Raw genomic sequence first — 20,102 nt, forward strand, 5'->3', positions numbered from 1 at the left:
GAAAGTATCTCTGATGGCAGAATCAACTGTGCCAATGCTAATAGTCCTTGATTGTTCATGGTACAAAGGTGCAAATTTTCTATAGAATTAAAGAATTTTCCCCCTGATTTATCGGGTGAGCCCCTTGAAGTTAGGTTATCCGGATCGTGTACAAGGCCGTTCTACCCAGATCAATACGGAATCCGCTCCTCAATCGGAGGTGGTAGAATTCCGCTTCCCGGCTCGTGACAATCTTCCAAAGGTAGCCTTGCCGGAAGTGAAAGTATATTGGTACGATGGCGGTATGCTTCCTCAGCGTCCGGACTTATTACCGGATGGTGTAGATATGATGCGTGGCGGTTTGGGTGGATGTATCTTCGTAGGTACTAAAGACACGTTGATCTGCGATTGCGGAGGTTTCAACTCCCGGTTATTATCCGGCCGTGTACCTCAAGTAACCCCCTATTTGCGCCGTATCCCGAACGCTACCGGATACTTTGACGGTTTCCATGAGCAAGACTGGATCCGTGCTTGTAAAGAATCGCCGGAGAACCGTGTGGAAGGAACTTCCAACTTCGCTTATTCCGGACCATTCAACGAGATGGTGTTATTAGGCGTATTGGCGATCCGTCTGCAAGGCTTGAACAAGAAATTGATGTGGGACGCCCAAAACATGCGTTTCACCAACATATCCTCTTCCGACGTATTGAAAATCGTAACCAGCGATGATTTCAAGGTGATAGACGGTCACCCCTATTTCGATACGAAATACGCAGAGTTCAATGCGCTAGAGGCTGCCAACGAATATATCAAACATACCTATCGTGAAGGCTGGAGCCTTCCGGAAATGCCGGTATAAGTATGAAACGATATATTATATTAGCACTATGTACGGTCATGCTCCTTGGGCAGGCCGTACAGCTGGCGGCGCAAAAAGCGGACTGGAAGGTGGGTATACAGACTTGGACTTTCCACAATCTTACGTTGATGGAGACCTTGGATAAGACCCAACAACTGGGCATGGGGTATGCGGAGGCTTTCTTTTTCCAAGAATTGGGCGCTCCGTTCCCAAAAGAGACCTATCTGAATTACGACTTAAGCGATGATGACTGCGCTTTATTACGCCATGAGTTCAAGAAAAGGGGAATCAAGCCGATCGCCTTTGGTGTAGCCTCTTATGGGACTAACGAGGAATGGGATAAGTTCTTCGCGTTCGCTCATAAAATAGGCGCGCATATCGTGACTGTCGAACCGGAGTTAAACCAGTTAGACTACATCGAATCCCTCGCCAAGAAGTACGATATGGAGGTAGCGATTCATAACCATCCGAGTCCATGCATTTACGCAAGTGCCGAGGTGGTAGAGAAAGTGCTGAAAGGCCGTTCTCCCTTGATGGGAGTATGCGCCGATATCGGCCATTGGAAACGGGTGGGTGAAGATCCGCTCAAGAATCTCCAGAAGTTATCCGGACGCATCAAGGTGGCACATTTGAAAGACCTCACCGACAAGATGGAAGACGCCACATGGGGAACCGGGATCTTACCGGTAAAAGCGTTCGTCAACGAGCTGAAGCGTCAGCATTTCAACGGGCTTATCTCCATTGAGTACGATGATTTCAAATCCGATATCCAAGAGATACGCAACAGCTTGGAATTCCTACGGAAATGCTCTAAATAGAAGTATACGCTCCCCTTAAAAAACACCGATATCGGCGTAGGCCCACACGTATATACGTATAGGCTTACGCCGATACTAATATGGGCCTACACGTATATACGTATAAGCCCACACCTATATATGCCTAAAAAGTCGTTATCAGAACAAGGGATTATCCACCTTTTCTCTCAGCAACGCAAGATCTACCACCTGTTGAATATCACTCACATAATGGAACACCAAGCCTTTCAAATACTCCGGTTTGATCTCATTGATATCCTTCTCATTCTCCTTGCAAAGAATCAACTCCTTGATCCCGGCACGTTTAGCCGCCAAGATCTTCTCCTTGATACCACCTACGGGAAGCACTTTGCCACGCAGCGTAATCTCGCCCGTCATAGCCAAGTTCTTTTTCACCTTACGCTGAGTAAAGGCGGAGACAAGAGAAGTCACCATCGTTATTCCGGCACTCGGTCCGTCTTTCGGGATCGCCCCCTCCGGTACGTGGACATGCACATTCCAGTTCTCGAACAACTCCTCGTTAATATTAAACTGAGCCGCATGCGCATGGATATACTCAAGTGCCAACATGGCAGACTCTTTCATCACATCTCCCAGATTCCCGGTCAAAGTAAGCTTTGATCCCTTACCTTTACTTAAGCTCGACTCCACGAAAAGAATCTCACCACCAACAGCCGTCCAAGCTAATCCCGTAACCACGCCGGCATAGTCATTCCCTTGATATTTATCGCGGGAATATTCGACCGCCCCTAGATATTCATACAAATCCGCCGGCTTAATACTAGTCGGGATAGGCTCATCGCTAGCGACCTTACGGGCTAGCTTACGCATGATTTTGGCGATTTTCTTATCCAATTCCCGGACACCGCTCTCGCGTGTATAGGCTTCAACGATCACTTGTAAGGTTTTCTTGGGGAATTTCACGGAACCTTTCTTCAAGCCGTGTACATCCATCTGCTTAGGCACGAGATGCTTCGCTGCGATCTCTACCTTCTCCTCCATGATATAACCGCTCACCTCGATCAATTCCATACGATCCAGCAACGGCTGGGAAATCGTATTCAAATTGTTAGCGGTAGCGATAAACATTACCTTGCTTAAATCGTAATCGATATCCAGATAATTATCGTGAAACGCATTATTCTGCTCCGGGTCCAAGACCTCCAATAAAGCGGATGCCGGATCCCCCTTGAAATCATTCGTGATCTTATCGATCTCATCTAAGATAAAGACAGGGTTCGATGTTCCCGCCTTCTGTATATTCTGGATGATACGTCCGCACATAGCACCGATATAGGTACGACGATGTCCGCGAATCTCGGCCTCATCGTGCAATCCACCTAAAGAGACACGTACATATTTACGGCGCAAAGCCTCTGCGATGGAACGCCCCAATGAAGTCTTGCCGACTCCCGGAGGACCGTACAAACAGATAATCGGAGATTTCATATCCCCTTTCAGCTTCAATACCGCCAGATGCTCGATAATACGCTCTTTCACCTTCTCCAAACCATAATGATCACGATCTAAGACCTTCTGGGCATGAGACAAGTTGAAATTGTCCTTACTATACTCGTTCCACGGCAAGTTAACGATATTCTGGACATATTGCGTCTGTACGGAATAATCCGGAGATTGCGGATGCAATCGTTCCAATTTTCGCAATTCCTTCTCAAAGACCTGCGCTACCTCGGCAGGCCATTTCTTACGACTGGCTTTCTCCCGTAATTCTTTTATCTCCAACTCATTGATATTCCCGCCCAATTCCTCTTGAATGGTCTTGATTTGCTGTTGAAGGAAATATTCTTTTTGTTGTTGATTGATATCCTCATGTGTCTTCATCTGGATGGAAGCTTTCAACTCCACCAGCTGATACTCGCGGTTCAAGATAAAAAGTAACCGATACGCACGCTCTTTTAAGTCCCCGATCAATAACAATTGCTGTTTCTCGGCCGATCCACTCGGTATATTGCTACAAGAGAAATTGACCACATACAAGACATTCTTATTATTCTTGATCGAGAAGATCAAATCCCGGGGAGGTTCAGCCACGGCCCCAAGCATCTTGATGGTCAAATCCTTGATCGTTGAGATCAAAGCCTCGAACTCGCGGTCTGTCTTGTCCGGCTTCGTGTCCTCCAACACGGTGATCTTACCGGAAAGATACGGATCTGTCTCGGTCAACTCATTCAATTCAAAGCGTTTCTTACCTTGAAGAATAACAGTAGTGCTACCATCTGGCATCTCTAAGACACGAACGATGTCAGCGATTACCCCGGTAGTATATAAATCCTCTAAAACCGGATCTTCCGTATCCATCTCTTTCTGGCAAACAACTCCGATCAAACTCTTTTTATGTACAGCCTCTTTGATCAGGCGCATCGATTTAGGACGCCCGATAATCACCGGCAAGGCAACACCCGGAAAGAGTACCATATTCCTTAACGGAAGAATGGGTATAGTGTCTCCAACTTTCTCTATTCCTTCTGTGAAATCCTCATCTACATCGCATTCTGTAAGAATTGGCATTACGATACCAATATTGTCATCCAAGTCATCAAACGAATTCTGGCAAAATACTCTCGTCTTTTCTTTCATATATACATTCATATTGTATATGTTAATACAATAAACGTGCCAAAGTTACAGCTTTTCATTCAATTCTTACTAATTTCGCGGCATACAATCGATAGAGATATGGCAAATCCTTATTTTCAATTCAAGAAATTTACGGTATGGCACGATAAATGTGCCATGAAAGTCGGAACGGATGGCGTTTTGCTTGGGGCATGGGCTAGCACAGAGAGATGTCAGAGGATTTTGGATGTGGGAACCGGAACGGGATTGATCGCCCTCATGCTGGCGCAGCGTAGCACCGCGATCCTAGACGCTATCGATATAGATTCAGACGCATGTTTACAAGCTCGGGAAAACATCGCGAAATCGCCTTTCGCCAACCGGATACAAGTCTATCAAACCTCGCTCTCCGAATATATGCCGGATGAGAATATCAAATATGACTTGATCGTATCCAACCCACCCTATTTTATTGATTCATTGAAATGCCCGGATACTAAACGTAATCTAGCCCGGCATACGGATACTCTATCACTCCCGGATTTATTGCGTGATAGCCGCAAACTGTTGGCACCCGAAGGAAATATCGCCTTGGTGCTTCCCTTTGATCAACGGGAGTCTTTAATAGACCTCGCTCGAGAAGAGTCTTTATCGCCATCGAGAGAAGCCCACGTTTCCCCCATACCGGACGCCCCTCCTAAGCGTTTATTAATAGAACTCTCAGCGACGCCGGTAGCAAAACCCAAGTCGTCTCATCTGACCCTAGAAATCGAGCGGCATCGATATAGCGATGAATTCACCGCTATAGCTAAAGACTTTTACTTGAAAATGTAAGGAAGTTTTTTATCGAAGAAGCGAGTTACCTCGTCAAATAAATTATGTACCTCCTTGGTGAAAGACACAACCTCCGGAGTCAGCACATGTAAGGCCTTCGGTTCCACCGTAATATCGATACGGCGATCTGCCATGATCGGTTCTCCATCCAAGTGCATCACGCCCGGATGTTGGCGAATAATCGTGACTTGCTGGGCTTTCATCGTCTTAATCTTACTATTCCGATCAATCTGTTTGGTAAACAATTGGATGGCCAAAGGAGCGATATCCAATGGCATAAAAGGGGATAAGATCGTAACGTCCATCCGTCCGTCCTGTATATTCGCATGCGGAGCGATAAACGCGTTATTACCATATTGCGAAGCATTCGCGCAAGCGACTAGAAACGCCTTCTCCTTGATCGTCTGATTATCTACCACCAATTCATAAGGCTCAGGCTTATAACTCAGATACTCCTCTATCGTATTCTTTATATAAGTAAGAGACCCGCGCCGTTTCTCATTTGCGAATTTCTGGCTGACGGCGGCATCAAAACCGACTCCACAGGTACAGAAAAAGACCTGTCCGTTCGCCCGGCAGCAATCTATCGTCGTAACATGCCCTTTCGCGATCAGATCGATAGCCCTTTTCACGTCCATCGGTATGTGCAATTCTCTAGCTAAGCCATTGCCCGAACCTTTCGGGATGATACCTAAGATCGCGTTCGAATGGATCATAGCTCTCGCTATCTCATTCACCGTCCCGTCACCGCCTACCGCCAAAATATATTCAGCTCCTTCCTCTATGGCTTGCCGAGTCAACTCGCTGGCATGGCCTGCATACTCTGTAAAAGAAATGTTTAACGAACAGTTCTTTTTCGAGCAGATCCCTTCGATCATCTTAGGTATCTTGCGCTTCGACCCTACACCTGATATAGGGTTTATGATAGCTTGTACTTTTATATCCCGTTCGCTCATCCTCACTTCTTCTTTTTTATTTGAGAGGACAAAAATAATGCTTTTATAAAACTTTTAAAGCATTTCGACTACTATAAGTTATTTTTTTACTACTTTTGCGGCTGGATTTGCCGAAACATGGGATTATGTACGCGGCGAACCTGTGTTCTTTATTAGAATAAATAAATAGCGAGATAAATCATTCTCTTTTATAATAATATGAAACTTTTACAAGAGAAACTAGCAAAGTACGACGCTCCTCAAAGAGCCATGGCAATGGGAATCTATCCTTACTTCAGGGAAATCCAGAGCGATCAGGACACGGAAGTTCTAATCAGCGGGAAGAAAGTCTTGATGTTTGGTTCTAATGCGTACTTAGGATTAACCAATCATCCTAAAGTAAAAGAAGCAGCGATCGAGGCCATTAAAAAGTATGGTACAGGTTGTGCCGGCTCACGTTTCTTAAACGGAACGTTGGACTTACACCTCCAGTTGGAAAAACGTTTAGCAGAATTTGTTGGTAAAGAAGACGCCATCGTATACTCTACAGGTTTCCAAGTTAATCTAGGTGTTGTATCCTGTATCACCGGACGTGAGGACTATATCCTTTGGGATGAGTTGGATCATGCATCCATTATCGAAGGACATCGTCTTTCTTTCTCCACGAAATTGAAATTCAAGCATAACGATATGGACTCCTTGGAGAAACAACTCCAGAAATGCGAGCCAGACAAGGTGAAACTTATCGTTATCGACGGTGTCTTCAGCATGGAAGGTGATGTCGCTAAATTACCGGAAATCGTAGCTCTCGCAAAGAAATATAACGCAAGTGTAATGGTTGACGAGGCTCATGGTATCGGTGTATTCGGTGATCATGGCCGCGGTACTTGTAATCACTTCGGCGTTACGAACGATGTTGATTTGATCATGGGAACTTTCAGTAAGTCTTTCGCTTCTATCGGTGGTTTTATCGCATCGGACGAACCGGTTATCAATTACTTACGTCACCACTCCCGTTCCTATATCTTTAGCGCAAGCAATACGCCTGCCGCTACTGCCGCAGCGAACGCGGCATTAGATATTATGTTAAGCGAACCGGAACGTATCCAACATTTATGGGATTTGACTCATTACGCATTGGATGGTTTCCGTAACATGGGTTGTGAGATCGGACATACTTCTACCCCGATCATCCCGTTGTTTATCCGTGACAACGACTTGACATTCCTTATCGTAAAAGAATTATTTGAGGCCGGAATCTTCGTAAACCCGGTAGTAGCTCCCGCAGTTGCTTCCGAGGATACACTGATCCGCTTCTCCCTTATGGCTACCCACACGAAAGAGCAACTAGATTACGCTTTGGAGACAATCCACAAGGTATTCAAGAGCCATGGGTTGGTAGACTAATCGTGTAAATATATAAGAAAAGGCCCGAAGGTTAGGTATAACACCTATCTTCGGGTCTTTTTTTATAACTGAAAAAATCATAACTATGATTTTGAATGGGAATAAATCACTATTTTTGCATATTTAGATAAATTGGGCGGTTATGTCGATGGCCCTCTTACAAATTAAAAATAAATGGATTTCATATTAGATAAAGGAAGTAGCCATATGGGCTGCAAAGGTTGCAGCAAAAGGCAAAACAATAAACTGAATACCTATGATTGGTTGTGCGATGTACCCGACGCGGAAGGCTCGACTGACTTCGTAGAGGTTCAATTTAAAAATACCCGCAAAGGGTATTACTTGAATAGTGCTAAAATACCTTTGGAAAAAGGTGATATAGTAGCCGTAGAGGCAAGTCCCGGTCATGATATCGGTACGGTTTCTTTAACGGGTAAATTGGTTCTGCTGCAAATGAAGAAGAACAACGTGCGCACGGAAGCTGAGCCAAAACGGATTTACCGAAAGGCAAAACCGACCGATATCGAGAAATATGAGGAAGCGAAAGCAAAGGAACATGCCACTATGATTCGCTCGCGGCAAATCGCAGCCGATTTAGGATTGAATATGAAAATCGGTGATGTAGAGTATCAAGGTGACGGTAATAAGGCGATCTTTTATTATATAGCGGATGAACGTGTAGATTTCCGTCAACTAATTAAAGTGCTAGCGGAGGCTTTTCGTGTTCGTATCGAGATGAAGCAGATCGGTGCTCGTCAAGAAGCCGGACGTATCGGTGGTATCGGCCCTTGCGGTAGAGAACTTTGCTGTTCCAGTTGGATGACAAGTTTTGTATCGGTCGCTACCGGAGCTGCCCGTTATCAAGATATTTCCATGAATCCCCAGAAATTGGCCGGACAATGCGCTAAATTGAAATGTTGTATCAATTATGAGGTAGATACATATGTGGAAGCCCAGAAACGCCTTCCTTCCCGGGAGATTGTCTTGGAGACCAAAGATAATAATTACTATCATTTCAAGACGGATATTTTCAAACGGGAAATTACCTATTCTACGGATAAATCATTTGCGGCTAATCTTATCACGATTCCGGCAAGCCGTGCTTTCGATGTCATTAACATGAATAAGAAAGGCATGAAGCCGATATCTCTAGAGGCGGATACGAAGCCACAACCACCGAAACGAGACGCTCAAGATATTCTTGGGCAAGAAAGCGTCACACGTTTCGACTCTGTTAAAAAGAAAAAGAAAAAACGTCCTGCCAACAAGAATAATGGCGAGAACAATGGAAACGGGAACGGAGCTAACACCACCGCGACGGCAGTTACCAACACCGACGCACCTGTTTCTGAGAATAAGAACAACGGAGGAAACGGAGCTGGTGGCAATAATCGCCGCAACGGAGGAAATAATAGGAATAGCAATCGTGAGAATAACCGGGACAGAGAGAATAACCGGGAGAATAACAAAGATAATAGCCGGGAAAACAGTCGGGAGAATCGAGAGAACAACCGTGATAATAACAGGGAGAACAACCGAAACAATCGCCCGAAACAAAGGCCGAGAGCTAATAACGATAAGCAATCCAACAATGACAAGCCTGCGAATAATGACAAACCTCAGCAACCGATCAAACAGGCCAGACCTGATAAAACGGAGAATAGGCCAGAGACAAAGCCTGAGGCTTAAAAAGTTCATTGCCGCCTGTGTAACATGCTTCTTATGCTTCTCTTGCGAGAATGAAGCTGTATACGATCAGTATCAAGCTATCCAGAACACCTCGTGGGAGAAGAATAAGGAGTACTATTTCACTTTCTTGATTGAGGATATATCGGTTCCGTACGACCTAACCTTGGAAGTACGGAACAATAATATGTACCCGTATCAGAACCTATGGGTATTTTGCAGCGAGGAACTTCCGATAGGTCCTTTAAAAAGGGATACGATCGAATGTATGTTAGCTGATGAGTTTGGGAAATGGTATGGGGACGGGATCTCCCTGTTTCAATCCAGTTTCCCGATACGGTCTGCTTACTATTTCCCCGTTAAAGGGCAATATACCTTTAGCTTCCGGCAGGGGATGCGTAACGACCAACTTCCGGGCATTCAGGAAATCGGCTTACGGGTCTTACCTTCTTCCACTAACGCTCCTTCCGAGAAGCGTCCAAACGAAGAAAAATAAACAATAAGATCGTAAATCCCCAAAGCGAGGAACCTCCATAGCTAAAGAAAGGCAAGGGAATGCCGATAACCGGAGTCAATCCCGTCACCATGCCGACATTAATCGCCAGATGGAAAAAGAATATGGAGGCTACGCTATAGCCATAGACTCGCCCGAAAGCATTATCTTGCCGCTCCGCCAATACAATCAGACGAAGAATAAAAAGTCCGAATACGATCAATACGGCAGAGGCTCCCAAAAAGCCTTGCTCCTCGCCTACCGTACAAAAGATAAAATCCGTATCCTGTTCCGGCACATACTTCAATTTGGTCTGCGTCCCATTCAAGAATCCTTTTCCGGATAATCCTCCGGAACCGATAGCGATCTTGGACTGATTCACATTATACCCCGCCCCGCTTGGATCATCCTCCAAGCCCAAAGAGACTTTAATACGAATTTGTTGGTGAGGTTCCAATATGTCATTAAACACATAATCCACAGAAAATAGGAAACCGATAGAACCTAAAGCGAACAGAGCGATTAACGCATAATGCCATACCCAGTTTCGAATGGATAAATAGAATAAATAGATTGACGCAGCTCCTACCAAGCCTATCGATATCCAAGTGAAGTTTACCGGGACAAACAAAGAAACGACATACCCGATCAAGAATGTCGAAGCAATTCCCCCAAGCATGATCTTAACGCTTATATAATCCTTACGGACACTCCCAACTAATCCCATGGTTATTAATAAGACAAGGCAAGAGACGATTAATTCACCCAATGGGGTAATACCCACCATCACCTCTGAATATTTCATTCCCGTAACGAAAAAGACGACCGCACAAACTCCTATCAACAAAATATATCCAGTCATTCCTTCCCGGTATAACATCAGGAAGAATGCCAAGTAAACCAATGCCGACCCCGTCTCTTTCTGTAAAAGAATACAAACCATCGGCAAGAAGATCAAGAACAAAGTGATTGAGAAATTCTTGACCGTCGTTAGCTTAAAGCCATAGCCATTCATAAACTTCGCCACGGCCAAAGCGGTAGCGAACTTAGCCAACTCCGCTGGTTGCAAACGGATAGGTCCCAATACGAGCCAAGAATGCGATCCCTTGATATTAGGTGCTAAAAATATAGTGGCGATCAACAATACGATCACGCACGCATAGATCAGATAGGCGAATATATCGAAGAAGTCACTTTCCAGCATCAATATGACGAAAATAAGGGCGAGTGAGGTACCGATCCAAATCATCTGCATCCCCGGACGACCCGACGGATCGAACAAGCCAACGTTATCAAACTCGTAGCTCGCCCCACAAATACTAAACCAACCGGCGATTACCATAATCAAATACAACAAAATGGTAATCCAGTCTACCGACTTCCATATTTCCGTTTTCCTATAGCGCATTGTTCGGTAGTATTACGGCATTCATAATATATTCCTCCGTCGCCTTGTTAGCCTCGGATATTTCTCCTTTCAAATATTTCTCCAACATCAATTTACCGATAGGCACCGCATAGGTAGCACCGAATCCGGCGTTTTCCACAAACACGGCAATGGCGACCTTCGGCTTTTGATAAGGAGCGAATCCCATAAAAATAGAATGGTCCTTACCATGCGGGTTCTCCGACGTTCCCGTCTTTCCACAAACCTCGATATCCGGTAAAGCCGCCCCACGACAGGTTCCACCATAAGCGGTTCCCGTAACAGCCCCTCGCATACCCTCGGCAATATAACTATAATAATGCGTATCCACCGATGTATAATGCCTCTTACTATATAATGTATCCAGCGGAGTGTCTTGAATCTCTTTCACGACATGCGGAGTAATATAATATCCCCGATTAGCGACAGTAGCCGCCAAATTACAGATTTGCAAAGGCGTAGCCAATATCTCACCCTGACCGATAGCGATCGAGATAACCGTACTGGAATTCCAACGTCCCCGGTACACCTTATCGTAGAACTTACTATTCGGAATGAACCCTCGCTTCTCCCCCGGAAGATCGATTCCCAGCTTATAGCCATACCCCATAGAAACCATATAATTCTTCCAAACCTCAAAAGCCTCCTGTACCGACGGATATCGCTTCCGGCTGTCGATCATATCATGCAGTCCCCAAGGGAAAAAAGAGTTACAAGAGGTCGCCAACGCCCCGACCAGATTCAGAGGAGACGGATGCCCGTGACAAGCCGGCTTACCTCCCCGGAAGGTATATCCATGCGCACAGGTATATTGAGTTTCCGGAGTAATCACCCCTTCTTGCAAGAAGATCAAACCTTGAGTCGGTTTAAATGTAGATCCGGGAGGATATTGCGCCATGAGCGGGCGGTTGAATAAAGGTTTCAACGGGTCCTTCTGCAAAGCCACGTAGTTCTTTCCCCGCTGGCGCCCGATCAAGATACTCGGATCATATGTAGGAGCGGAAACCATACAAAGTACCTCCCCTGTCTCCGGCTCTATCATCACGATACCCCCTAATTTATTCTGCATTAACTTCTCCCCATAAGCCTGCAAGTCCATATCCAAGGATAATTTCAAGTTCTTGCCGGATTCCGGCTGGATATCGTGCCTGCCTTCCTCGTATCGCCCCTTGATACGTCCGTGAGCGTCACGCAACAGGATCTCGACTCCTTTCACGCCCCGCAAATATTCCTCGTACGATTGCTCGATCCCGGTCCTGCCGGAGTAATCGCCTTGTGTATAATAAGCGTCATTCTCTATATCTTTCCGGTTTACCTCGCCGATATTTCCCAGCACAAGAGCGGCATTGGGATACTCGTATTGGCGGATCGTGCGATTCTGGATATAGAAGCCGGGAAATTTGTATAACTTCTCCTGCAACACGCCATATTCCTGTGCGGAAAGCTGGTTCATAAATACTTGAGGGACATAGGAAGAATAACCGGGATTTAACCGCCGGTTCTTAATATCCGCTATACGTTTGAGGAATTGCTCTTTCGTGATGCCCAGCACATCACAGAAATCGAGGGTATCGAAAGGCTGTATCTCACGCATGATAAGCATCACGTCGTAAGCGGGCTGGTTATAGACCAACAATTTACCATTACGATCGTACATCATACCCCGGGAAGGATATAAGGTTTTTTTCAAGAAAGCGTTACTATCCGCCCAAGCTTTATAATCGTTGTCGACCACCTGAAGGATGAACAAACGGATAATAAAGATGATAACCAACAGGATCACCGCCCCACCTAAGACATAGCGCCTGTTCTCAAACTCATACTTGGTATTATTCTCCACTTTTCTGAGACTCTATATTGAATGCTTCTACCGTACAAATCAATAAGGTTGTCATCACCACGCTCGAGAGGATACGGACAACCAGAAACAACGGGTCAAATAAAGTCAACGACTCAATCACAAAAAGAGTCGTATGTTGTATCAACACAAACGATAATACATATCGGAAAAAGCCTCCGAAACCAAAGGTCTTATAAGACGGGTAAATACCTTCCGGCAAATCTTTCCCCATGAATACACGAATTAACGGCTCCCTGCAAAATCCCGCCAATGTACAGGCGGCCGCATGCATACCCGGTGTGTTGCTGAACGTATCAATAACCACCCCGGCTATGAAAGAGAAGAAAACGACTTGCGTCCGTGAGCTACCGACCGGCATCTTAATAATGAAATAGAGATACAGAAACGGGGTAGCGATCCGCAAGAAATGAATGTTGTTCAAGACCAAGACCTGAATCAACACAAACACCACGAAATATATGAAACCACGCAGTAAATTATTAATCATTTCTTTTCGCCTCTTGTTCTACACCAATTTGCTCCATCTGACGGAAATTCTTGATAATACGCACGTTGTTCAACGCTTGAAAATCCGTAGCCAACTCTACCTGTAATGAATAGAAATTATCATCGTGTTGTTTCTCGAAATCAGCGACCGTACCTACGATAATACCCGAGGGGAATACGGCGGAGTAACCGCTCGTCACGATCGTATCGCCTTTCTGGAACTCCACATGACGCGGCAACTCATCGAGGTTGGCGTACAGCGTATTGCGCCCATTCCAGCTTAATGACCCGAAATAACTACTACCTAATACCTTACAACTCAACCGGAACTTAGGATTCAGCAACGGAATGATCACGGAGAAATGATCGGAAACCGTCGATACGATACCCACCACACCTCGTTCCGAGACAACTCCCATATCGGGCATGATCCCATCCAGTTTCCCTTTATTCACGGTAATATAATTGGACAAATGCGTGACACTGTTGTTCACTACATCCGCCACGACAAACGAATAAGGAAATTGCTCCGTCGAATCCGGCGCAAATCCCTTAAAACTAACCGTATCCGCAATCAGCGCATCTAACTGATCTTGCAGATCCAGCATTTGCAATTCCAACTGTCCGTTACGCTCCAATAACTCCTTATTGATATCCCGAAGATTCAAATAAGAAGTGACAGATCCGGATATCGAGGCGATATATCCTGTCACGACATTCGCTGAGCTGAATATAATATTCCGTTGGTACGCATTATTACGATAGACCAACATCAACGAAACAGCCTCAAGCAGAATGAACAAAAACCAATGCCTCTTCCCGATCAGGAATTCTAGTAACTTACGCATAGGAATTGAAAACTGAAAGTTGAGAATTGAAAATTGAAAAGAACCAGACCTATCGGCTCGCTAATTTTCAACTTTCAATTCTCAATTCTCAATTATTTACTCTTATCGGATTAAGAAATTAAACTTCTCAATATTCTTCAAAGCGACTCCCGTACCTTTCGCCACGGCATGCAACGGATCCTCGGCGATATGGAACTGGATATTCATCTTATCCCGCAAGCGCTTATCCAAACCGCGAAGCATAGCGCCACCGCCAGCCAAATAGATACCGTTTTTCACGATATCGGCATATAACTCGGGAGGGGTTTGCTCCAAGGCACTCAAGATAGCCGCCTCGATCTTCGAGATAGACTTATCCAAACAGTGGGCGATCTCCTGATAAGAGACGGGTACCTCCATCGGTAAGGCAGTCATCTGATTCGGGCCGTGAACCACGTAATCCTCCGGAGCGTCTTCCAATACCGTAAGCGCGGAACCCACGTTGATCTTGATACGCTCGGCCATACGCTCACTCACCTTCACGTTGTGTTGGCGACGCATATACTCCACGATATCAGCCGTTAAATCGTCACCCGCCATACGGATTGATTTATTCGACACGATACCACCTAAGGATATGACAGCGATCTCGGTAGTACCACCGCCTATATCCACGATCATATTACCCTCGGGGGCCAAGACATCTATACCGACACCGATAGCGGCAGCCATCGGCTCAAAAACCATGTACACATCACGTCCACCGGCATGCTCGGCAGAGTCTCGCACGGCACGTATCTCTACCTCCGTACTACCAGAAGGGATACCAATCACCATACGTAAGGATGGAGCGAACCAGCGCTTCCTTCCGCTCGCCATCTTGATAAAGCCGCGAATCATTTGCTCGGCAGCGTAGAAATCCGCGATAACTCCCTCACGAAGCGGTCGTACGGTACGAATATTCGGGTGCGTCTTCTCGTACATCTCACGGGCCACCTTACCGACAGCCAGCACCTTGTCCGAGCGAGCATCCAAAGCAATCACCGAAGGTTCGTCTACCACCATCTTATCATTACACGTGATAATGGTATTGGCGGTACCCAAATCTATGGCAACTTCTTGTGTGAAAGAAAACAATCCCATTAGTCTTATTATTAATGTTTAAAATGACGAACACCTGTCTTCACCATAGCCAAACCATGTTGGTTACAGTACTCGACAGACAACTTATCATTGATAGAGCCTCCCGGCTGGATTACGGCCGTGATACCTGCTTGGTCTGCGATCTCAACGCAATCGGGGAACGGGAAGAAAGCGTCGGAAGCCATCACGGCGCCATTCAAGTCGAAGCCGAATGATTTAGCCTTCTCTATGGCTTGTCTCAAAGAGTCCACACGAGAGGTCTGCCCGATACCGCTGGCGCAAAGCTGCTTGTTCTTCACCAAGGTGATCGCGTTGGACTTGCTGTTCTTCACGATCTTGTTGGCGAACAACAGGTCCTCAACCTCCGAGGCTGTCGGCTGCTTATCCGTCATAGGTTCCAAATCAGCCTTACCTTGGATACTCAAGTCCTTCTCCTGCATCAAGACACCATTCAATAAAGAACGGAACTGCATCGGGCAAGTCTTGCAATCCTTACGGATCAAGATGATACGGTTCTTCTTCTGTTGAAGTACCTCCAATGCGTCAGCGTCGTAAGCCGGGGCGATAATCACCTCGAAGAAGATCTTATGGATCTCCTCGGCCACTTCCTTGTTAATCGTAGTATTCGTGATCAAGATGCCACCGAAAGCGGAAACCGGGTCACCGGCCAAAGCCTCTTTCCAAGCCTCAACCACATTACCGCGGGAAGCGATACCGCAAGCGTTATTATGTTTTAAGATAGCGAACGTCAGCTCGTCGAACTCATCGATCAAGTTCACGGCAGCGTCGATATCCAATAAGTTGTTGTAAGAAATCTCTTTTCCATGGATTTGATCGAACATATCGTTAAACTTACCATAGAACTTAGCGGCTTGATGAGGATTCTCGCCATAACGCAAATGCATCGGGCTATCTACCGTTGCACGGAAATGGGAACCTTCGCGGCCATCAAAATAATTGAAGATAGCGGAGTCGTAACCCGAGGAAACGGCGAACGCCTCTTTGGCGAACCATCTACGATCCTCGATGCTTGTCTCAGCGCCCTTCTCGTTCAAAAGATCCATCAACGGCTGGTATTGAGCCTTGGAAGCTACGATTACCACATCCTTGAAGTTCTTCGCGGCGGCACGTATCAAAGAGATACCGCCTATATCTATTTTCTCAATAATTGCTTGTTCCTCAGCGCCGGAAGCGACAGTCTCCTCGAAAGGATATAGGTCAACGATAACCAAGTCGATTTCCGGGATCTCATATTCAGCTAATTGTTTCTGGTCATTCTCGTTCTCACGGCGAGCCAAGATACCACCGAATACCTTCGGATGAAGCGTCTTCACACGACCGCCCAAAATAGACGGATAAGAAGTCAAGTCCTCTACCGCATCACAAGGCAAACCCAATGACTCGATAAATGATTGAGTACCACCTGTTGATACAAAGCTCACACCCTCGCTATGCAATTTCTTTAGGATTTCGTCCAGCCCGTCTTTGTGAAACACAGAGACCAAGGCACGTTTCATTCGTTTCGTTGCAGCCATCTTTCTATTTTCGTTTACTTTAATGTTTTAGAGCACAAAAGTAGATATTTATTTCCAATCCAGCCTTATTATTCAGATAAAAACAAGGCAACCATACCAAATTTCATCCATAGCCAAAGAAACATGAATCCATCGCACATGATACGGGAGACGGGGCACGCCCCGTCTCTACAACCTATGACATTGCCCTAAGATAATGAGATTTCCTTTGTTAATAATAGAAGATCGCCCAATTTGACATTCTGACATTTTGTATTCTAAAGCTCCAGAGAATCGAATATTTCGCCCCAGAGTACAGTCGGTTTCCATATTTGAGAATAAAAATCCGCAATTAGTTATCTTTCAAGGACATATCGTTTTTTGGGCTTTTATTCTAGCGAGGATTCCCGTCTCTTATCACCCTCAAACATACAAACAATAGACTTCTTATTCGAAAACAATAGACTTTTCACTCGAAAACAATAGTGTTTCACTCCGAAAACAATAGCATTCGCAGTCGAAAGCAACTAACAACGCCGCCGTAAACACCCTACAACTGGATCGTAACAACCTTACAATGCCTATCCGCAGACCCGAAAACCGGCAAAAACCGACCTTTTTCGCTCTCCTTTCCCTCCAGTTCACCCTGCCTATAAAAAGGCATTGTCAGCGTAAAACGCCAATCCTGACCAAATAGTCATAACAAAGCGCCTCCCACTGACAAGTCATCACCCCACAGAAAGCTATCGGCCTCCCGTGATTGCAGAGAGAAGCCTAGGTAGGAAGCGCCGAAGCATGGCATAGAAAGCCAAGCAGATCAAAATAGCTCCCAAAGCAACCCCGAAGTAAATCCCAATAATCGCCCATTCCGCAGAAGACCGGAAGAACCATAATATCAATCGATATATAAAGATCTGCACGATAACATGAGAGGCAAAGACAAAGAAACTAGCCCCCTCCAAGAAGGAGTTAGTCCGCCAAAGAGCCTTTTCCAATCCATACGCAGAAAGAGAGATCGCAAAGACACAGCCCACAAGAATGCCTACATTATGCACATAAACATTCCATCCTAATTCCTTTGAAAGAAGATCCGCTAAAGCCAAAACCACATAAAGCAATGCCGCCCCCGTAATAAAGGACGCGTCTCCACTACAAAATTCCGCCGATGCACGCTATAGAAAGCACCAAGCGAGAAAAAGAACCAAGCGGTCGGACTTAAACCCGGCGAACTGACCCCATCGTAAATGAGCCAAAGAAAGCCAAGTAGCGCTAACGCATATTGCCGTAAATAGCGTACCATAGCATACACCAATGGCGAGAATACCACCAATACCATCAAATCACGGATAAACCACAACGGATAGTTGATCGGCATCGGCATTCCTCCCGGCTCACTAGGTTCTCTCGCCCAAAAGATATCCCACCAATCACACCATCCGTAATCCAGCACAGGTTTAACCTCACCGGCAAGCACAGATGGAAACAAAAGTTCTATCAAGAGGTGCAAACCCACCAATGCTCCATTCCAAAATAGATAAGGCAACAGCAAGGTTTGTGCCCGCTTTCGCAATTTAGAGCCATACATAGGCCAACTAAAGGAACTCTTATAAAAGAACAGATAACCGGATATCAAGAAAAAAAGGGGTACGGCAGTACGTGCCAGCACTTGAGAAAACAGGTCCGCTATTAATTTATAAATGGGATATTCATCCATTACGGGAACCTTAACACCACCTATCGGCAATTCTTTATAATAGCAATGTATCAATACCACCCCCACGATCAAGGGAAAGCGCAAAAAGGCAATCGTCTTCGATTGCAACTCATCATTTGTCATCGTAAAAAGATTCGTTTTTAAATTGTTTGAAACTAAAAGTGCGCCACGCTCTGCATCTCCATCCAACAGGGAAAAGAATGCAAAAGCGTGTCGCACCCATTTCGAAACAAAATAAAACGGGGGCGCATCCACCTTTACCTTTCTCTGGGCTTTAAGAATAAAATTGGTCGTTTTTCTTCCGGAGAAATGCGGCGAAGCATAAATTAAGGAAATAAGGAAAGAATGGGTTTAAATCATAGGCTATACTATTATGGGGTTAATAAATAAGAGGCATAAGGACACAAAAAAAGGTGTGAACCCTACTTATTCAGAACGTAGAAGGTACGACCAAGCACCCAAGCCCAAACCAAATAAGCACTAGGAACACACCCCGTTTGGGGGTACTCACTATCGAACTTATTTCTTCTTGAGCTTTATTATTTGGTCGTTTTACTACATTAAGAAATAAATAGCAAATACTAATATGTCAATCTCTTATATCTCTATCGTTTACTCTCTGTTTCTTATTATTTCGTTTTTATATTCGCCGCAAATATACGACATAAAACTGTTCCATGCTAGATAAGCACCTACGAAATAGCAGGGTTTCTAAACATATCTAACACAACAACTCTCTCAACGACTCTGTTCTTTCTCTATCACCGCTTCTATTTGAGGTTGCAATTTTGGAATAATATTCTTTGCCACATCCCAAACAATCAAATAATTAACACCCATATAGTCATGAATCAACCGATCTCTCATTCCAGCCATATGTTTCCATTGAATGTCACTCCATTGATATTTAACATCTGCGGGAATTTTCTTAGTCGCTTCACCGACAATCTCCAAACTACGGCAAACCGCCCTCTTTAACGTTTCATCCGAAAAAAATTGATACATAGGCAGATCATCCGTAACTACAGAAAGGATGTAGTTACATTCCTCCAATATATGCAGCAAATAAGCGATAGGGGTCTTACACATATTCTACCTCCTTTAATATCTGCTGGCCAATAAAAGGGCTTAACCCTTTAAGGGTGACTATGTCCACTTTCAATCTGTCAAAAAGCTTCTCTAATATCTCACAAGCCAAAAGGAAATTGGAATAAGTCTCTTTATCATCCTCAAAGTCGATCAATATATCCACATCACTACTTTCCGTATTGCTCTCACGAACAGTAGAGCCAAAAAGCCCCAACTGCTTTACACCGCAACTCTGCGACAAAGGCTGCTTTGCTTTCCGAAGAAGAGATATGACAGATTGTTTATTCATTACACAATTGGATATTAATGTATAATGCAAAGATAAGCAATATTTTTCGTACCTTCTCATTTAAACCGCGTATCGTTTGCTTAAATGAGATTAATATACTTACTTTGCGATAAATAAACTTTTAATCAAACTATTAAACTATGGATATACTAAATTCTCATTTAC

Annotated in this window: 18 protein-coding genes; 6 read left to right on the forward strand and 12 right to left on the reverse strand. The window is 44.9% G+C overall.

Features of this window, described 5'->3' with window-relative positions:
- Positions 1–124 precede the first annotated feature (124 nt).
- Entirely contained in the window at positions 125–838 is a 714-nt protein-coding gene (locus tag NBH16_RS20810) for a hypothetical protein (RefSeq protein WP_250789022.1), read from the forward strand.
- Between the two features lie 2 nt (positions 839–840).
- Positions 841–1,656, forward strand: coding sequence for a sugar phosphate isomerase/epimerase family protein (locus NBH16_RS20815; protein ID WP_008778156.1), 816 nt, complete (start codon positions 841–843; stop codon positions 1,654–1,656).
- Positions 1,657–1,794: 138 nt separating this feature from the next.
- Here NBH16_RS20815 and lon read toward each other — a convergent pair whose 3' ends face one another.
- Positions 1,795–4,266 (reverse strand): endopeptidase La, encoded by a 2,472-nt coding sequence (gene lon / locus NBH16_RS20820; protein ID WP_250789023.1) that lies wholly within the window; start codon positions 4,264–4,266, stop codon positions 1,795–1,797.
- Positions 4,267–4,353: 87 nt separating this feature from the next.
- Here lon and NBH16_RS20825 point away from each other — a divergent pair, with 87 nt between their 5' ends.
- On the forward strand, positions 4,354–5,067 hold the full coding sequence (locus NBH16_RS20825) for a tRNA1(Val) (adenine(37)-N6)-methyltransferase (RefSeq protein ID WP_250789024.1): 714 nt from the start codon (positions 4,354–4,356) through the stop codon (positions 5,065–5,067).
- On the opposite strand, the gene NBH16_RS20830 is transcribed toward NBH16_RS20825, so the two are convergent.
- Positions 5,052–6,023, reverse strand: coding sequence for a diacylglycerol/lipid kinase family protein (locus tag NBH16_RS20830; RefSeq protein ID WP_005854843.1), 972 nt, complete (start codon positions 6,021–6,023; stop codon positions 5,052–5,054). The genes NBH16_RS20825 and NBH16_RS20830 overlap by 16 nt on opposite strands.
- Positions 6,024–6,221: 198 nt before the next feature.
- On the opposite strand from NBH16_RS20830, the gene spt reads away from it, so the two are divergent.
- From spt to NBH16_RS20845, 3 genes are all read left to right on the forward strand, one after another.
- Positions 6,222–7,409 (forward strand): serine palmitoyltransferase, encoded by a 1,188-nt coding sequence (gene spt / locus NBH16_RS20835; protein WP_005854840.1) that lies wholly within the window; start codon positions 6,222–6,224, stop codon positions 7,407–7,409.
- Between the two features lie 174 nt (positions 7,410–7,583).
- Positions 7,584–9,098, forward strand: coding sequence for a PSP1 domain-containing protein (locus NBH16_RS20840; RefSeq protein ID WP_008773373.1), 1,515 nt, complete (start codon positions 7,584–7,586; stop codon positions 9,096–9,098).
- Positions 9,019–9,591, forward strand: a complete 573-nt coding sequence (locus tag NBH16_RS20845; RefSeq protein ID WP_029257204.1) for a gliding motility lipoprotein GldH — start codon at positions 9,019–9,021, stop codon at positions 9,589–9,591. The genes NBH16_RS20840 and NBH16_RS20845 overlap by 80 nt, the downstream gene beginning before the upstream one ends.
- Here the strand turns inward: NBH16_RS20845 and rodA are convergent.
- The 10 genes from rodA to NBH16_RS20895 all read right to left on the reverse strand — a co-directional run bounded on the left by rodA (position 9,551) and on the right by NBH16_RS20895 (position 19,937).
- Positions 9,551–10,996: a rod shape-determining protein RodA gene (rodA, locus tag NBH16_RS20850; RefSeq protein WP_005864906.1), complete on the reverse strand. Its 1,446-nt coding sequence runs from the start codon at positions 10,994–10,996 to the stop codon at positions 9,551–9,553. The two genes, NBH16_RS20845 and rodA, sit on opposite strands and share 41 nt — an antisense overlap.
- Positions 10,986–12,854: a penicillin-binding protein 2 gene (mrdA, locus tag NBH16_RS20855; RefSeq protein ID WP_121773344.1), complete on the reverse strand. Its 1,869-nt coding sequence runs from the start codon at positions 12,852–12,854 to the stop codon at positions 10,986–10,988. The genes rodA and mrdA overlap by 11 nt, the downstream gene beginning before the upstream one ends.
- Positions 12,844–13,362 carry a rod shape-determining protein MreD gene (gene mreD, locus NBH16_RS20860; protein WP_005854832.1) on the reverse strand — a complete coding sequence of 173 codons (519 nt, stop codon included), beginning with the start codon at positions 13,360–13,362 and terminating at the stop codon, positions 12,844–12,846. Before mreD ends, mrdA begins: the two co-directional genes overlap by 11 nt.
- Complete coding sequence (gene mreC / locus NBH16_RS20865; RefSeq protein WP_250789025.1) at positions 13,355–14,209, reverse strand: rod shape-determining protein MreC; 855 nt, start codon at positions 14,207–14,209, stop codon at positions 13,355–13,357. The genes mreD and mreC overlap by 8 nt, the downstream gene beginning before the upstream one ends.
- A gap of 102 nt (positions 14,210–14,311) precedes the next feature.
- Positions 14,312–15,331, reverse strand: a complete 1,020-nt coding sequence (locus NBH16_RS20870) for a rod shape-determining protein (protein ID WP_005854830.1) — start codon at positions 15,329–15,331, stop codon at positions 14,312–14,314.
- An 11-nt stretch (positions 15,332–15,342) separates the two neighbouring features.
- Complete coding sequence (purH, locus tag NBH16_RS20875; protein ID WP_008780189.1) at positions 15,343–16,866, reverse strand: bifunctional phosphoribosylaminoimidazolecarboxamide formyltransferase/IMP cyclohydrolase; 1,524 nt, start codon at positions 16,864–16,866, stop codon at positions 15,343–15,345.
- Between the two features lie 722 nt (positions 16,867–17,588).
- Positions 17,589–17,948, reverse strand: coding sequence for a hypothetical protein (locus NBH16_RS20880; RefSeq protein ID WP_034530482.1), 360 nt, complete (start codon positions 17,946–17,948; stop codon positions 17,589–17,591).
- A complete protein-coding gene (locus tag NBH16_RS20885) occupies positions 17,939–18,682 on the reverse strand; it encodes an acyltransferase family protein (RefSeq protein WP_250789026.1) in 744 nt (247 codons plus the stop codon). Before NBH16_RS20885 ends, NBH16_RS20880 begins: the two co-directional genes overlap by 10 nt.
- A 615-nt stretch (positions 18,683–19,297) precedes the next feature.
- Complete coding sequence (locus tag NBH16_RS20890) at positions 19,298–19,648, reverse strand: HepT-like ribonuclease domain-containing protein (protein WP_250789027.1); 351 nt, start codon at positions 19,646–19,648, stop codon at positions 19,298–19,300.
- Positions 19,641–19,937, reverse strand: a complete 297-nt coding sequence (locus NBH16_RS20895; RefSeq protein ID WP_005854828.1) for a nucleotidyltransferase family protein — start codon at positions 19,935–19,937, stop codon at positions 19,641–19,643. Before NBH16_RS20895 ends, NBH16_RS20890 begins: the two co-directional genes overlap by 8 nt.
- Positions 19,938–20,102: the final 165 nt, after the last annotated feature.

It is taken from the genome of Parabacteroides sp. Y3-G-102 (assembly GCF_023656845.1).
Classification (GTDB): Bacteria; Bacteroidota; Bacteroidia; order Bacteroidales; family Tannerellaceae; genus Parabacteroides; species Parabacteroides distasonis.

Bases quoted from the DNA above. Each gene is read 5' to 3' on its own strand.
- rodA (WP_005864906.1), bottom strand. From the start codon at position 10,996: ATGCGCTATAGGAAAACGGAAATATGGAAGTCGGTAGACTGGATTACC.
- mreC (WP_250789025.1), bottom strand. From the start codon at position 14,209: ATGCGTAAGTTACTAGAATTCCTGATCGGGAAGAGGCATTGGTTTTTG.
- NBH16_RS20870 (WP_005854830.1), bottom strand. From the start codon at position 15,331: ATGGGATTGTTTTCTTTCACACAAGAAGTTGCCATAGATTTGGGTACC.
- NBH16_RS20830 (WP_005854843.1), bottom strand. From the start codon at position 6,023: ATGAGCGAACGGGATATAAAAGTACAAGCTATCATAAACCCTATATCA.
- NBH16_RS20895 (WP_005854828.1), bottom strand. From the start codon at position 19,937: ATGAATAAACAATCTGTCATATCTCTTCTTCGGAAAGCAAAGCAGCCT.
- NBH16_RS20890 (WP_250789027.1), bottom strand. From the start codon at position 19,648: ATGTGTAAGACCCCTATCGCTTATTTGCTGCATATATTGGAGGAATGT.
- mreD (WP_005854832.1), bottom strand. From the start codon at position 13,362: ATGATTAATAATTTACTGCGTGGTTTCATATATTTCGTGGTGTTTGTG.
- spt (WP_005854840.1), top strand. From the start codon at position 6,222: ATGAAACTTTTACAAGAGAAACTAGCAAAGTACGACGCTCCTCAAAGA.
- purH (WP_008780189.1), bottom strand. From the start codon at position 16,866: ATGGCTGCAACGAAACGAATGAAACGTGCCTTGGTCTCTGTGTTTCAC.
- NBH16_RS20815 (WP_008778156.1), top strand. From the start codon at position 841: ATGAAACGATATATTATATTAGCACTATGTACGGTCATGCTCCTTGGG.
- NBH16_RS20885 (WP_250789026.1), bottom strand. From the start codon at position 18,682: ATGACAAATGATGAGTTGCAATCGAAGACGATTGCCTTTTTGCGCTTT.
- NBH16_RS20845 (WP_029257204.1), top strand. From the start codon at position 9,019: ATGACAAACCTCAGCAACCGATCAAACAGGCCAGACCTGATAAAACGG.
- lon (WP_250789023.1), bottom strand. From the start codon at position 4,266: ATGAATGTATATATGAAAGAAAAGACGAGAGTATTTTGCCAGAATTCG.
- NBH16_RS20840 (WP_008773373.1), top strand. From the start codon at position 7,584: ATGGATTTCATATTAGATAAAGGAAGTAGCCATATGGGCTGCAAAGGT.
- NBH16_RS20825 (WP_250789024.1), top strand. From the start codon at position 4,354: ATGGCAAATCCTTATTTTCAATTCAAGAAATTTACGGTATGGCACGAT.